At 70.9% G+C, this 14,637-nt stretch carries 11 protein-coding genes; 7 read left to right on the forward strand and 4 right to left on the reverse strand.

The features are described 5' to 3' along the window. Positions 1–93: 93 nt before the first annotated feature. Positions 94–1,320: a formaldehyde dehydrogenase, glutathione-independent gene (gene fdhA, locus ACFRFC_RS35650; protein WP_382688510.1), complete on the reverse strand. Its 1,227-nt coding sequence runs from the start codon at positions 1,318–1,320 to the stop codon at positions 94–96. 287 nt (positions 1,321–1,607) lie between these two features. Further along, positions 1,608–2,162 (reverse strand): methylated-DNA--[protein]-cysteine S-methyltransferase, encoded by a 555-nt coding sequence (locus ACFRFC_RS35655; RefSeq protein WP_382688507.1) that lies wholly within the window; start codon positions 2,160–2,162, stop codon positions 1,608–1,610. Positions 2,163–2,528: 366 nt separating this feature from the next. On the opposite strand from ACFRFC_RS35655, the gene ACFRFC_RS35660 reads away from it, so the two are divergent. The 6 genes from ACFRFC_RS35660 (at position 2,529) to ACFRFC_RS35685 (ending at position 11,403) form a co-directional block, all read left to right on the forward strand. Then, positions 2,529–3,413: an MHYT domain-containing protein gene (locus ACFRFC_RS35660; protein ID WP_382688504.1), complete on the forward strand. Its 885-nt coding sequence runs from the start codon at positions 2,529–2,531 to the stop codon at positions 3,411–3,413. Between the two features lie 96 nt (positions 3,414–3,509). Then, positions 3,510–5,669: an excinuclease ABC subunit UvrB gene (gene uvrB, locus ACFRFC_RS35665; protein ID WP_382688501.1), complete on the forward strand. Its 2,160-nt coding sequence runs from the start codon at positions 3,510–3,512 to the stop codon at positions 5,667–5,669. Between the two features lie 197 nt (positions 5,670–5,866). Beyond that, complete coding sequence (locus tag ACFRFC_RS35670; protein ID WP_382688498.1) at positions 5,867–6,445, forward strand: TerD family protein; 579 nt, start codon at positions 5,867–5,869, stop codon at positions 6,443–6,445. 68 nt (positions 6,446–6,513) lie between these two features. Next, positions 6,514–8,505: a TerD family protein gene (locus ACFRFC_RS35675; protein ID WP_382688495.1), complete on the forward strand. Its 1,992-nt coding sequence runs from the start codon at positions 6,514–6,516 to the stop codon at positions 8,503–8,505. Positions 8,506–8,816: 311 nt separating this feature from the next. Then, positions 8,817–9,818: a TerC family protein gene (locus ACFRFC_RS35680; protein ID WP_382688492.1), complete on the forward strand. Its 1,002-nt coding sequence runs from the start codon at positions 8,817–8,819 to the stop codon at positions 9,816–9,818. 484 nt (positions 9,819–10,302) lie between these two features. After that, positions 10,303–11,403, forward strand: coding sequence for a calcium:proton antiporter (locus ACFRFC_RS35685; protein ID WP_382688489.1), 1,101 nt, complete (start codon positions 10,303–10,305; stop codon positions 11,401–11,403). Positions 11,404–11,564: 161 nt separating this feature from the next. On the opposite strand, the gene ACFRFC_RS35690 is transcribed toward ACFRFC_RS35685, so the two are convergent. Together ACFRFC_RS35690 and ACFRFC_RS35695 are read right to left on the reverse strand one after the other, a co-directional pair. Beyond that, complete coding sequence (locus ACFRFC_RS35690) at positions 11,565–12,836, reverse strand: MFS transporter (RefSeq protein WP_382688794.1); 1,272 nt, start codon at positions 12,834–12,836, stop codon at positions 11,565–11,567. Positions 12,837–12,978: 142 nt separating this feature from the next. Beyond that, positions 12,979–14,037, reverse strand: coding sequence for a S66 peptidase family protein (locus tag ACFRFC_RS35695; RefSeq protein WP_382688486.1), 1,059 nt, complete (start codon positions 14,035–14,037; stop codon positions 12,979–12,981). 109 nt (positions 14,038–14,146) lie between these two features. On the opposite strand from ACFRFC_RS35695, the gene aroQ reads away from it, so the two are divergent. After that, positions 14,147–14,608, forward strand: coding sequence for a type II 3-dehydroquinate dehydratase (gene aroQ, locus ACFRFC_RS35700; RefSeq protein ID WP_382688483.1), 462 nt, complete (start codon positions 14,147–14,149; stop codon positions 14,606–14,608). Positions 14,609–14,637 lie beyond the last annotated feature (29 nt).

Raw genomic sequence — 14,637 nt, forward strand, 5'->3', positions numbered from 1 at the left:
CACCGGGCCGGCCCCCCCTCCGGGGACCCGGGTACCGCCGTTTTCAGTGGCCTCCGGGCCCGCACCGCGCCCCGGTGCGGTCGGCCACACCGCTCACACCGGCTGTACGCCCGCCAGCGCCCCGTGCGGATCGAGCACGTACTTGCGGCTCGCGCCCTGGTCGAACTCGGCGTAGCCGCGCGGTGCGTCCTCCAGGCCGATCACCGTGGCGTTGACCGCCTTCGCGATGTGCACGCGCCCGTGCAGGATGGCCTGCGCCAGGCCCCGGTGGTAGCGCATCACCGGGCACTGACCGGTGCTGAAGCGGTGGCTCTTGGCCCAGCCGAGGCCCAGCCGCACCTTCAGCGTCCCGGACTTGGCGTCCGCGTCGACCCCGCCGGGGTCGTCGGTCACATACAGGCCCGGAATGCCCAGGGCGCCTCCCGCGCGGGTGAGGCCCATCAGCGAGTTGAGGACCGTCGCGGGCGCCTCCTGGGCGTCCGGCGCGTTGGCGCGGGCCTCGAAGCCCACCGCGTCGACGGAGGCGTCCACCTCCGGCTCCCCGGTGATCTGCGCGATCTGCTCACCGATGTCGCCCTGGGACACGTCGACGGTCTCGCAGCCGAAGCTGCGCGCCTGGGCGAGCCGCTCCGCGTTGAGGTCCCCGACGATGACGACCGCCGCGCCGAGCAACTGCGCCGAGGCCGCCGCCGCCAGCCCCACCGGCCCCGCCCCGGCGACGTAGACCGTCGAGCCGACGCCCGCGCCCGCGGTGACCGCGCCGTGGAAGCCGGTCGGGAAGATGTCCGAGAGCATCGTGAGATCGAGAAGCTTCTCGCGTGCCTCGTCCGGGTCCGGGAACCGCAGCACATTGAAGTCGGCGTACGGCACCATCACATACTCGGCCTGTCCGCCGACCCAGCCGCCCATGTCGACATAGCCGTAGGCGGCGCCGGGCCGGGCCGGGTTGACGTTCAGACAGATACCGGTGTTGCCCTCCTTGCAGTTGCGGCACCGCCCGCAGGCGATGTTGAACGGCACCGACACGACGTCCCCGACGTCGATGAACTCGACGTCCGGACCTCGCTCGACCACCTCCCCGGTGATCTCGTGCCCCAGGACCAGCCCCTCGGGCGCGGTCGTCCGCCCGCGCACCATGTGCTGATCGCTTCCGCAGATATTGCTGGCGAGCACTTTGAGGATCACCCCGTGCCGGCACTTCCGGCCGACATTCGCTGGGGCGACCCCCGGCCCGTCCTGTAGTTCCAGTCCGGGATAGTCGATGGTCCTTACCTCCACCGTGCCCGGCTTGAGATACGCCACTGCCCTGTTTCCGCTCATGCGTGATCGCCGTCCCTTCGGCCCCGTGCCTTCCCGGAAGCCAGTCGGATGTCAGCGGCTGTGCGCACCAACGAGTCTGCTACCGGGGGCGTGGCCCTGCCACCCAACGGGCTCCCGCGCGCGGTCGGGGCCGGTGCCGCACGGGGGTGGCTCACGGCCCACGAGAGTGCCCCTGCGCGGCCCGAGACCACAGTCCCTGTGCGGCCCGGGAGAGCGCCCCCGCGGTCGTGACAGCGACCGGAGCGGGCTCCGTACAGCGGCCGCAGAACAACGGCCTCAGAACAGCCTCAGAACAGCGGCTCGGGAAGCACCCCCTCCAGGGCGAGCAGCTTCCGCTTGGTCTCCAGGCCGCCCCCGAACCCGCCGATCCCGCCGTCGCTCTCGACGACCCGGTGGCAGGGCACCACCACGGGCAGCGGATTGGCGCCCATCGCCACACCGACCGCCTGGGCGGCGCCGGGCTGGCCGACCCGGCCGGCCAGATCGCCGTAGCCGACGACCGATCCGTACGCCACCCCGGCGGCCAGCTCGCGCAGCACCTGCCGGTTGAATCCGGAGATCAGCGACCAGTCCAGGGGCAGCTCGAAGTCCTTGCGCCCGCCCGCGAAATACGCCGTGAGCTGGCGTATCGGCTCGGCCAGCAGCGGGGAGCCGGGCGCCTCGACGGGCTCGGTGCCCAGCCGGGCCGCGAGCCGCTCCAGCGCCCGGTCGCGCACCGGGTCGGTGGCGTGGAAAACGACGTTGACCAGGCCCTCCGGGGTGGCGGCCAGCATCAGCGGGCCGATGTCGCTGCCGACCACCGCCCACACGACCCGCTGCTCGTACTGCCCATCGCTGTTCATGAGCCCACGGTACGACCCGCCACTGACAACGCCGGCCCACCGGTCGCCTCCCGCACCACTTCCGGCTTCGGCTTTCCGGCGACGGCCAGGGAACGAGCGACCGCAAGGGAACGGGCGACCGCAAGGGAACGAGCGCCGGCCAGGGAACGAGCGACCGCCAGGGAATCAGGTGATGGACGCATCTGCGCAAGGTCCTCACACGTGAGCCACACAAATGGGGCGAGGACGTGAGTCTTTGCAGGAGAGTCGTTCGAGTGTTCCGGGGGGAGTCATACTCTCTGCGTCAACCCTGACCGGCGGAGCGGTCCGGGGAGGGGGCGCACGTCACAGAATCGCGGGACGCACAGGGCGGAAGGGCAGCCGCGCATGCACGGCACGGTCGACGGATTCAGCTACGGCCTGGTCACACCACTGGTGGCCTATCTCATGGCCTGCCTGGGCGGTGCCCTCGGACTGCGCTGCACCTCCAGAGCCGTGCTCGTCTCCCGCTCCTGGCGCCCCGGCTGGCTCGCCCTCGGCTCCGCCGCGATCGGCTCCGGCATCTGGACCATGCACTTCATCGCGATGATGGGCTTCACGGTGCGGGAGGCGCCGATCCACTACGACAAGCCGATCACCTTCGCGAGTCTCGCCGTCGCCATCGTCATGGTCGGCGTCGGGATCTTCATCGTCGGCTACAAGGGCGCCAAGGGCGCCGCCCTGTTCACCGGCGGCACCGTCACCGGCCTGGGCATCGCCACCATGCACTACCTGGGCATGGCCGGCATGCACCTGGACGGCACGTTCCAGTACGACACCGCGACCGTCGCCGCCTCCGTCCTGATAGCGATGGCCGCCGCCACCGCCGCCCTGTGGGCCGCCGGGCAGGTCCGGGGCTTCCTGTGGAGCGTGGCCGCCGGCCTGATCATGGGCCTCGCCGTCACCGGCATGCACTACACGGGCATGGCCGCCCTCAGCGTCCGGCTGCACGGCACCTCCGCCCCGGCCGGCGGGGAGTCGGCCGCCGCGCTGCTGGCACCCATGCTGATCGGCCCGCTGGCCTTCCTGTGCCTGGCCGCCGCGGTCGTGGTCTTCGACCCGCTGCTGGCCCTGGGCAAGCCCGCCCCGCCCCGCCCCGAGCCCCGACCCGGCGTCCCCGCCCACACCCCCGTGCTGCCCCGCCAGTCCCGCCGGCCCCGCCGCCTCGCCCTGCGCCCCCGCCGTGACCGGGAAACCGCACCCGACGCCGCCCCGGCCGGCCGGCGCGTCTGACCCGCCGCACCCACACCCCCGGAAAAGCCCCAGGTCAAAGCCACTGACCCCGGCGAAGTCCCCCGGTTGTCAGTGGTGGGTCGTACGGTGGAACCCATGCGGCCCGTTTCCCAGATCGAACGCTCGGTGGCGCCCATCGAGGTCATCAGCCCCTACCAGCCCAACGGCGACCAGCCGACGGCCATCGCCGACCTCGCCCGGCGCATCGAAGCCGGCGAGAAGGACGTCGTCCTGCTCGGCGCCACCGGCACCGGCAAGTCCGCCACCACGGCCTGGATGATCGAGAAGCTCCAGCGCCCCACCCTGGTCATGGCGCCGAACAAAACACTGGCCGCCCAGCTGGCCAACGAGTTCCGCGAGCTGCTGCCGAACAACGCGGTCGAATACTTCGTCTCGTACTACGACTACTACCAGCCCGAGGCGTACGTCCCGCAGTCGGACACCTACATCGAGAAGGACTCCTCGATCAACGAGGAGGTCGAGCGGCTGCGCCACTCCGCGACCAACTCGCTGCTCACCCGCCGCGATGTCGTGGTGGTCGCCTCGGTCTCCTGCATCTACGGCCTGGGCACCCCGCAGGAGTACGTGGACCGCATGGTCCCGCTGAAGGTCGGCGCGGAGATGGACCGGGACCAGCTGCTGCGCCGCTTCGTCGACATCCAGTACACCCGCAACGACATGGCCTTCACACGCGGCACCTTCCGGGTCCGCGGCGACACCATCGAGATCTTCCCGGTCTACGAGGAGCTGGCCGTCCGCATCGAGATGTTCGGCGACGAGATCGAGGCCCTGTCCACACTCCACCCCGTCACCGGCGAGATCATCAGCGACGACGAGCAGCTGTACGTCTTCCCGGCCTCCCACTACGTCGCCGGCCCCGAGCGCATGGAGCGGGCCGTCAACGACATCGAGAAGGAGCTGGTGGAGCGCCTCGCCGAGCTGGAGAAGCAGGGCAAGCTCCTGGAGGCCCAGCGACTGCGCATGCGCACCACGTACGACATCGAGATGCTCCGCCAGATCGGCAGCTGCTCCGGTGTGGAGAACTACTCGATGCACTTCGACGGCCGCGAGCCCGGCTCCCCGCCGAACACGCTGCTGGACTACTTCCCGGAGGACTTCCTCCTGGTCATCGACGAGTCGCATGTCACCGTCCCGCAGATCGGCGCCATGTACGAGGGCGACGCCTCCCGCAAACGCACCCTGGTCGACCACGGCTTCCGGCTGCCCTCCGCGCTGGACAACCGCCCGCTGAAATGGGAGGAGTTCCAAAAGCGCGTCGACCAGACCGTCTACCTGTCGGCCACCCCCGGGAAGTACGAGCTGTCCCGCTCCGACGGCTTCGTCGAGCAGATCATCCGCCCCACCGGCCTCATCGACCCCGAGGTCGTCGTCAAGCCCACCGAGGGCCAGATCGACGACCTGGTGCACGAGATCCGCAAACGCGTGGACAAGGACGAACGCGTCCTGGTCACCACCCTCACCAAGAAGATGGCCGAGGACCTCACGGCCTACTTCCTGGAGCTGGGCATCCATGTGCGCTATCTGCACAGCGACGTCGACACCCTGCGCCGGGTCGAGCTGCTGCGCGAGCTGCGCGCCGGTGAGTTCGACGTCCTGGTCGGCATCAACCTGCTGCGCGAGGGCCTCGACCTGCCCGAGGTCTCCCTGGTGGCGATCCTCGACGCCGACAAGGAAGGCTTCCTGCGCTCCGGCACCTCCCTGATCCAGACCATCGGCCGCGCGGCACGCAATGTCTCCGGCCAGGTCCATATGTACGCCGACAAGATCACCCCGGCGATGGAGAAGGCCATCGAGGAGACCAACCGCCGCCGGGAGAAGCAGGTCGCCTTCAACAAGGCCAACGGCATCGACCCCCAGCCGCTGCGCAAGAAGATCAACGACATCGTCGCCCGGATCGCCCGCGAGGACGTCGACACCGAGCAACTGCTCGGCTCCGGCTACCGCAGAGCGGCCAAGGACGGCCGGGGCACCAAGGCCCCCGTGCCCTCCCTCGGCCGGGCGGGCACCGGCGCCAAGGCCGCCGCCGCGCCGGGCCGGACCGCGAAGGGCCGGGCCAAGGAGACGGTGCCGACCGACCGGCCCGCCGCCGACCTCGCCGACCAGATCGAGGAACTGACCGCACGCATGCGCGCGGCAGCCGCCGACCTCCAGTTCGAGATCGCCGCCCGGCTGCGCGACGAGGTGTCGGAGATGAAGAAGGAGTTGCGCCAGATGAAGGAGGCGGGCCTGAGCTGAGACCCGCCTCGCGTGCCGGTCCACACCCCGGGACCGGCCCGCGCGCGGACGCCGCGAGCGGCCACCGGACGCCCTGTGTTGCAAGACCGACACAAAGTCCCCACCGGGGTACGTCACTGTCAGTGCCCCTGCGTAGGGTTCGTGCCACCGCGGCTTCGCGGGAACAGGGGACAGCTTCCAAAGAGGGGAATCAGCGCGTGACCGTCAACATGACCAAGGGTCAGGCCATCAGCCTTCAGAAGAACGACGGCGGCAGCCTGACCGCGGTGCGCATGGGTCTCGGCTGGCAGGCGGCCCCCCGGCGCGGCCTGTTCGGCTCGCGTACCCGGGAGATCGACCTGGACGCCTCCGCGGTGCTGTTCGCGGACAAGCAGCCGGTCGACGTCGTCTTCTTCCGCCACCTGGTGAGCGACGACGGTTCGGTGCGGCACACCGGCGACAACCTCGTCGGCGGCGTCGGCCAGGGCGGCGACGACGAGGCGATCCTCGTCGACCTGTCGCGCGTGCCGGTCCACATCGACCAGATCGTCTTCACCGTGAACTCCTTCACCGGGCAGACGTTCCAGGAGGTGCAGAACGCGTTCTGCCGCATCGTGGACGAGACCAACGGCCAGGAACTGGCCCGCTACACGCTGGCAGGCGGCGGCGCCTACACCGCCCAGATCATGGCCAAGGTCCACCGCACGGGCGCGAACTGGATGATGACCGCCGTCGGCACGCCCGCCAACGGCCGCACCTTCCAGGACCTGATGCCGGCGATCCTGCCGCACCTGTAGGACCACGGGCACAGCGCCGCCGGCGGGCGGCACACCACACCGAGCAGCGACACAGGGGGACTGACGCGATGACGGCCGAGCTGGTGCGGGGGCAGAACCACCCGCTCTCCAAGGCCCGTCTGGAGATCCGGGTCTCGGCCGGAAAACCCATCGTGGCCGTGGCCGCGATCGGTGACGCCGACGGCAGGGTCAGCGGAGTGGAGTGGGTGGCCCACCCGGGCGCACCCACTCTGCCCGGCCTGGAGGTCTCCCGGCAGGCGGCGGCGGACCACCGGCTCGCGGTGGACCTGGACGCCCTGCCGGACACCGCGCACCGGCTCGGCGTGCTGCTCGCCCTGCCGGTCGGCGTCGGTGGCCCGCTCTCCTTCGGCGCGGTCGCCGCCCCCTTCGTCGCGGTCACCGGCCTCGACGGCACGGAGGTCGCCAGCTACACCATCACCGGCCTGGACGCCGAGTCCGCCGTCGTCGCCCTGGAGCTGTACCGGCGCCAGGGCGCCTGGAAGGTGCGCGCGGTCGGCCAGGGCTACGCGGGCGGCCTCGCCGAACTCCTCACCGACCAGGGCCTGCCGCAGGCCCGCCGGCTCGCGGCCACGATCAACGACGCGGTGGCCTCGGGCGTCGCCCGCTCCGTGGCCGCCCCGCCGCCCCGCACCCAGGACGCCGACCGCACCCGCCAGACGGCGGCCCCCGCGCCCCGCCCGGACCAGCCCGGCTCGCCCTACGGCACCTCCCCGGGCCCTTCACCGACCCGGCCCGGCTACCCCGCGCCCACTCCCACTCCCACGCCCGCGGGCGACCCGTCGGCCATCACCCAGCCGTCGGCGCCCACCGGCGGCCCGATCGACTACAGCCACCCGCGCCGGCGCGACGCCGCTCCACCACCGCCCCCGCCCACCGCGCCCCCCGCCCCGCCCGGCGGCGGCCCCGCCCGGCCCGTCGCGGGCGACGCCACCGGCTGGTCCATGGAGGAACGGCTCTACAACCAGGTGTGGGGCATGTTCGAGGACCTGGCCCGCACCACCGCCTCGTACCGCAGCGCCGTCGATTTCGCCGAGTCCCGGATGGAGAAGGAACTCGACCAGGTCCTGTCGGACCCGCGCAGCCGCATAGGAGGCCAGGGCGACGCCGCGCGCGAGGCCGCCCGCGCCAAGCACGACCAGCTCGTCGACCAGGCCCGGCAGTCGCTGGACCGGGACGTCGCCCAGCTCGCCGCCGAGTCCGAGGTCGTCGAGCCCGCCCTGCCCGCCGCCTACGCCCGCTGGGACAATCCCGTCTGGCACGCCTACCGCGTCCCGATGGAGATGCCCATGGCGATGCGGCTGGGGGACCTCCATCTGCCCGAGAGCGCCCAGCTGCGCATCCCGCTGCTGGCCCGGCTGCCGCTGGAGCGCGGGATCTGGGTGGACGCCGGCCGGGCCGGATCGCTCGACGGCTCGTTCGCCGACGCCCATGATCTGCGCCGGCTGGCGATGGAGACGGCCGTGTCGCACACGGCCCGGCTGCTCGCGGCACATCCGCCGGGCGAGTTCACCGTGCAGGTGATCGACCCGGCCGGCTCCGGCGCCCAGGCGCTCGCCCCGCTGGTGCGCACCGGCGTGCTCGCCGCCCCGCCGGCGCACGGCGCGGCCGGTGTCACCGAGACCCTCGCCCGGCTCACCCAGCGGGTGGACCTGGTGCAGATGGCGATCCGCGGTGGCGCGTCCGACGCGCTCCCGCCCGGCTTCGACACCGCCCAGCAGCTGCTGGTGGTCAATGACTTCCCGCACGGCTTCGACGACCGGGCGGTGACGCAGCTGCGCTATCTCGCGGACGAGGGCCCGGCCGTGGGCGTCCATCTGATGATGGTCGCCGACCGCGAGGACGCCGCGGGCTACGGACCGCTCCTGGACCCGCTGTGGCGTTCGCTTCTGCGACTGACCCCGGTGTCCGACGACCATCTGGCCGACCCCTGGGTGGGGCACGCGTGGACGTACGAGCCGCCGCTGGTGCCGACCGGCAGCCAGGTACTCCAGCAGGTTCTCGCCCAGGTCGCCGAGGCCCGCCGGGCCTGGCGCCGCTGACCGTCCACCGGCCGTCCGAGGCCCGTCCTCCCCTTTGTTCAAGGCGTGGTAAAAGTACCCTGAACAGGCCACTTTATCCTCTCTTTACCTAACCCTTTAACTTCCTTTGGGTATTGGGGTATGGTTATCGGCACGGAGGGGAGTACTCCCTGCCAACTGCGGCGTACCCGTCAATACGGATCAGGCCAGATCCCGGGGCGTCGGCCCGCGGCTTCCGTGCGCAACACGCGCAGGGAAGGACCGGGTGGAAGAGACCTCCGGCAGCGACGACGCTGACTGACTGTTTGCCGTTACGTACTGCCGGAGGCGCAGTGGAAGTTTCCGTGACCCTTTGGGTCCTGACCGTCGTGGGCCTCGCGGCCCTCATCGCCGTGGACTTCTTCATCGGGCGCAAGCCCCATGACGTGTCCATCAAAGAAGCCGGAATCTGGACGATCGTCTGGATCGTGCTCGCCGCACTGTTCGGCGTCGGCCTGATCATCTTCGGCGGCGCCGAGCCCGGCGGTGAGTTCTTCGCCGGCTACATCACCGAGAAATCACTGAGCGTCGACAACCTGTTCGTCTTCGTGCTGATCATGGCGAAGTTCGCGGTGCCGTCCCAGTACCAGCAGCGGGTTCTGCTGATCGGTGTGCTCATCGCCCTGGTGCTGCGCACGGTGTTCATCCTCGCCGGTGCCGCGATCATCGCCAGCTTCTCGTGGGTGTTCTACATCTTCGGCGCCTTCCTCATCTGGACCGCCTGGAAGCTCATCCAGGAGGCCCGCGCGGATGAGGAGGACGAGGACTTCGAGGAGAACAAGCTCCTGAAGGCCGCCGAGCGCAGGTTCGGTGTCGCCGACCGATACCACGGCACCAAGCTGTGGATCGAGGAGAACGGCAAGCGCGTCATGACGCCGATGCTGGTCGTCATGCTGGCCATCGGCAGCACCGACGTGCTGTTCGCCCTCGACTCCATCCCGGCGATCTTCGGCCTGACCCAGGACCCGTACATCGTCTTCACGGCCAACGCCTTCGCCCTCATGGGTCTGCGGCAGCTGTACTTCCTCATCGGCGGACTGCTGAAGAAGCTGGTCCACCTCAGCTACGGCCTGTCGATCATCCTGGGCTTCATCGGCGTCAAGCTGGTGCTGCACGCACTGCACGAGTCGGGGGTCCATGTCCCCGAGATCAGCATCCCGGTCTCCCTCGGCGTGATCTGCTCCGTGCTGATCGTCACCACGATCACCAGCCTCATCGCCTCCAAGAAGAAGGCGGCGGCCGAGGCGGAGCAGGGCGGCGGCCCGGACACCCCGAAGAGCAGCATCGACGCCTGAGCACGGCGTGGCCAGAGGACGCCTCGGCCGTCGCAAGGACGGCCGAGGACGTCGTACACCAAGAGAACGCACCACCACCGGGACGGCGATCGGCGACCGGCCGACCGCCGCCCCGGCACGTGAACCGATGGATCCGCATCGGTTCGTCGAGCGGGTCCGCCAGATCCGCCGAACCGCCAGATCCGCTAGATCCGCATCAGTTCGAGCGCAGGAGGAGATGAAGGGGCCGGCCCCGCAAGGCCGGTTGGGGTCCGGGGTGGCAGCCACCCGCCGGGCCCGGTGACGGCCGAACCCTCGCACCACCGGCCCGATCGCTTCCTCTCGCCGTTCGAGACGCAGGGGAGGCTATGTGCAGCAGCGACCGCAGGACAGACCGGACACCAGGGCGGCCGACCAGAAAGCCCGTCGCACGACCGGCGAAACGCCGCACGCGGGCGACGCGCACCGGAGTGCGAAGCCCGAGGCCCTCTGGGACGATCGCAGCATGATCGCTCGGCTCGGGTCGCTGATGAGGCAGTGGACATTCGCGGTGCCTCTGCTCGCGATCATCCTGCTGATCTTCACCTGGGGACGCGATCTGCCCGGCGGGGTCGTCGCGGTGGTCACCCTCGTACTCGCCGGATCGGTCCTGGCCGCCGTCCACCACGCCGAGGTGGTCGCCCACCGGGTCGGCGAACCCTTCGGCTCCCTCGTCCTGGCCGTGGCCGTCACCATCATCGAGGTCGCCCTGATCGTCACACTGATGATCGACGGCGGCGACAAGAGCTCCACCCTGGCCCGTGACACCGTCTTCGCCGCCGTGATGATCACCTGCAACGGCATAGTGGGTGTGTGTCTGCTGGTGGGCTCGCTGCGGCACGGCACGGCCGTCTTCAACCCCGAGGGCACCGGCGCCGCCCTCGCGACCGTCGCCACCCTGGCCACCCTCAGCCTGGTGCTGCCGACGTTCACCACCAGCAAGCCGGGACCGGAGTTCTCCGGGGTCCAACTGGCCTTCGCGGCGGTTTCGTCCCTGGTCCTGTACGGACTGTTCGTGGCGACCCAGACCGTACGACATCGGGACTACTTCCTGCCGATCACCCATGCCGGCGAAGTGATCACCGCCGACGACCACGCCGACGCGCCCTCCTCCCGCACCGCGTACGTCAGCCTCGGTCTGCTGGGCCTGGCACTGGTCGGGGTGGTCGGCCTCGCCAAGGGCGTGTCGCCCACCATCGAATCGGGCGTGGAGGGCGCCGGGCTGCCGCAGGCCGTCGTCGGTGTGATCATCGCGCTGCTGGTACTGCTCCCCGAGACCATCGCCGCGCTGCGCGCCGCCCGCCGCGACCGGGTGCAGACCAGTCTCAACCTCGCCCTCGGCTCCGCCATGGCCAGCATCGGCCTGACCATCCCCGCCGTCGCCCTCGCCTCGATCTGGCTCTCCGGCCCGCTCGTCCTCGGCCTCAGCTCGACCCATATGGTGCTGCTCGCCCTGACAGTCGTGGTCAGCTCGCTGACCGTGGTGCCAGGCCGAGCCACACCCCTCCAGGGCGGCGTACACCTGGTGCTGTTCGCGGCGTATCTGGTGCTGGCGATGAATCCGTAGCGACGTAGATGAATCCGTGGCGACGTAGGTGATCCTGCGCGGTCGTACGCGGTCGTACGTGATCCTGCGTGGTCGTACGTGATCCAGTGCGGCCGTACGGCGAAGGGGGTGCCGGTGTTTCCGGCACCCCCTTCATATGCCCTCGGCCCCGCGCCCTCCCCTCACCCCGAGACCGGCTGCGCGGCCGGTACCGGCGCCGGCCGGGTGTCCGGCAGCAGGGCGAAGCACGCGAGGCTGAGGAGGGCGATGCCGGTCAGATACGCGCCCACGCCCCACGGCACCCGGCCGCCCTGCTCGGCGAGCGCGGTCGCCACGATCGGGGTGAGCGCGCCGCCGACCACACCACCGAGGTTGTAGCCCACGGCGGCGCCCGTGCAGCGCACCCGCGGCTCGTACAACTCCGGCAGATACGCGGCGATCACCGCGAACATCGTGATGAACGCGAGCATCGCGCCCAGGAACCCGAGGAACATCAGCAGCGGGGCACCGGTCGCCAGCAGCGCGACCATGGGGAACATCCACAGCGCCGCCGCCGCGCATCCGATCAGACACAGTGGCCGACGCCCATAGCGGTCGCCGAGCACGGCCGCCACCGGCGTCAGCGAGCCCTTGACCACGACCGCGGCCATGATGCAGGTCAGCATGACGGTACGGCTCACCCCCAGCCGTTCTGTCGCGTACGCGAGGGACCAAGTGGTCACCGCGTAGAAGATCGCGTACCCGATGGCGAGCGCCCCGGCGGTGAGCAGGACGAGCCGCCAGTGGTCGCGTACCACCTCGGCGAGCGGCATGCGCGCGTGCTCGTCGAGTTCGAGGAACTGCGGGCTCTCGGTGAGCGACGAGCGCAGCCACAGCCCCGCGAGCGCCAGCACCCCGGCCGCCCAGAACGGGATCCGCCATCCCCAGGCCGCGAACTGCGCGTCCGACAGCGTCGCCGACAGCAGGAGCATCACCCCGTTGGCCAGCAGAAAGCCCAGCGGCGGTCCCATCTGCGGAAAGCTCGACCACAGCCCGCGGCGGCCCGCGGGCGCGTGCTCGGCGGTCAGCAGCACGGCGCCGCCCCACTCGCCGCCCAGCCCGAGCCCCTGCACGAACCGCAGCCCCACCAGCAGCAGGGGCGCGGCCACCCCGATGCTGCCGTACGTGGGGAGGCAGCCGACGGCGACGGTCGAGGCGCCGGTCAGCAGCAGCGAGATCACCAGGACCGGCCGCCGTCCGCGCCGGTCGCCGATGTGCCCGAACAGCACCGATCCCAGTGGCCGGGCGACAAAACCCACGGCGAACGTCGCGAAGGCGGCCAGCGTTCCCGCGAGCGGCGAGAACGTGGGGAAGAACAGCGGCCCGAGGACCAGCGCCGCCGCGGTCCCGTAGACGAAGAAGTCGTAGAACTCGATGGCCGTCCCGGCGAGCGAGGCCATCGCGATCCGCAGCATGCCGGGCTTCTTTACGGTGTGTACATCGTGCATGCCGCGTCAACTACCCGCGGTGATCACGGGTTACGGGGGCGCGCGGAGGTGCGTACAGCGCGGAGGACGTCCCGTGACGCGCTCGGCACCTCCCCCGACGACGACGCGCTCAGTACGTGACGACGACGCGCCGGGCGGGGCCGTCGACGCGGACCGTGCCGCCGTACGGGATGACGAACTGGGGGTCGGTGTGGCCGAGATCGACGTCGAGGACGATCGTGGCGGTGGGGGCGTACCGGCGCATCGCGCGCAGGACCGCCTCGCGCTGCCGGGCGGCGTACCGCGCGCCCTCCTCGGGGCCGAGGGGCTGCTCGAAGGACCAGGTCCTGGGGCGGCCCATGAGGAGGGCGGAGAAACGGTGCAGCAGGCCGCGCTCGCCCATGTTGCGCAGGATGCGGAAGACCTCCTCGGCGCTCGGCATCTCCTCCGAGGTCTCCAGGAACAGCACTCCGCCGTCGTACCGGGAGAGATCGCGGGGGATCTCGCGGTCCGCCATCAGCAGCCAGCCGACGATCTCCAGGCAGCCGCCCCAGCTGCGGCCCTCCACCACCCGGTCGGCGTTCACCCACGTCCAGCCGGTGCCGGGCCGGGTCTCCGGCTCGGACGCGAAGGTCGCCGCGTCCGCCCAGTCACGGTCGACGTCCCCCCATCGCCCGGCCGGGCGCACCTCGTACTCGCCCGCGGTGAACAGGGCGGCCCGCAGGGACTCGGCGGACTGCGGGTGCAGCGCGCCGGGGCGGCCCAGCACGGTCATCAGCGTGCCGCCGTGATAGCCGACGATCCCGGTCGTGTGCAGGAAGGCGAGCAGATTGGTGTTGTCGCTCATACCGAAGAACGGCTTGGGGTTCGCCCTGATCAACTCCCGGTCGAGCAGCGGCAGTACGGTGATCTGGTCGTCCCCGCCGATCGACGTGATGACCGCCTTGATGTCCGGGTCCGCGAAGGCGGCGTGAATGTCCGCGGCGCGCTCCCCGGGGGTCGAGCCCATGCGCCGGGTCGCCGGGTACTCGACCGGTTCGAGGCCGAAATCCTCACGCAGGCGCTTCAGGCCCAGCTCGAAGGGGAGCGGAAAGAGGGCGGGCAGACCGGCGGACGGGGAGATGACGGCGACGCGGTCACCCGGAACCGGCTTGGCGGGAGCGATCAGGGAAGCGGCGGGTGTGATCATCCCGTGAGGGTACGAGGGCCGTCCGGCCGGCGCACCGTGATAAACCGGTCCGGACGGCGGTCCCAGTGACCGCATCCCCGCGACATCCCGCGAACGGACCGGAGGAACCGTGCCCCGCAGCCTGGCCAACGCCCCGATCATGATCCTCAACGGTCCCAATCTGAACCTGCTCGGTCAGCGCCAGCCGGAGATCTACGGCGCGGACACGCTGGCCGATGTCGAGGCCCGGTGCGTCAAGGCCGCGGCGGCCCTCGGCGGCACGGTGGACTTCCGCCAGTCCAATCACGAGGGCCGACTCGTCGACTGGATCCAGGAGGCGCGGTTGAACCACTGCGGGATCGTGATCAACCCCGCCGCCTACTCGCACACCTCCGTCGCGATCCTGGACGCGCTCAACGCCTGCGACGGCCTGCCGGTGGTCGAGGTGCACATCTCCAACATCCATCAGCGGGAGGCGTTCCGGCACCACTCCTACGTCTCGCAGCGGGCGGACGGGGTCATCGCGGGGTGCGGGGTGCAGGGGTATGTGTTCGGTGTGGAGCGGGTCGCGGCGCTGGCAGGGGCCGCATAGGAGTGGCGCTCCGCCCTGTGCCTCGGCGT

Source organism: Streptomyces sp. NPDC056734 (genome assembly GCF_042790455.1).
Taxonomy (GTDB): domain Bacteria; phylum Actinomycetota; class Actinomycetes; order Streptomycetales; family Streptomycetaceae; genus Streptomyces.

Coding starts and splice junctions, on each gene's coding strand:
- ACFRFC_RS35685 (WP_382688489.1), top strand. CDS start 10,303: ATGATCGCTCGGCTCGGGTCGCTGATGAGGCAGTGGACATTCGCGGTG.
- ACFRFC_RS35690 (WP_382688794.1), bottom strand. CDS start 12,836: ATGCTGCGGATCGCGATGGCCTCGCTCGCCGGGACGGCCATCGAGTTC.
- ACFRFC_RS35675 (WP_382688495.1), top strand. CDS start 6,514: ATGACGGCCGAGCTGGTGCGGGGGCAGAACCACCCGCTCTCCAAGGCC.
- ACFRFC_RS35695 (WP_382688486.1), bottom strand. CDS start 14,037: ATGATCACACCCGCCGCTTCCCTGATCGCTCCCGCCAAGCCGGTTCCG.
- fdhA (WP_382688510.1), bottom strand. CDS start 1,320: ATGAGCGGAAACAGGGCAGTGGCGTATCTCAAGCCGGGCACGGTGGAG.
- ACFRFC_RS35655 (WP_382688507.1), bottom strand. CDS start 2,162: ATGAACAGCGATGGGCAGTACGAGCAGCGGGTCGTGTGGGCGGTGGTC.
- uvrB (WP_382688501.1), top strand. CDS start 3,510: ATGCGGCCCGTTTCCCAGATCGAACGCTCGGTGGCGCCCATCGAGGTC.
- ACFRFC_RS35660 (WP_382688504.1), top strand. CDS start 2,529: ATGCACGGCACGGTCGACGGATTCAGCTACGGCCTGGTCACACCACTG.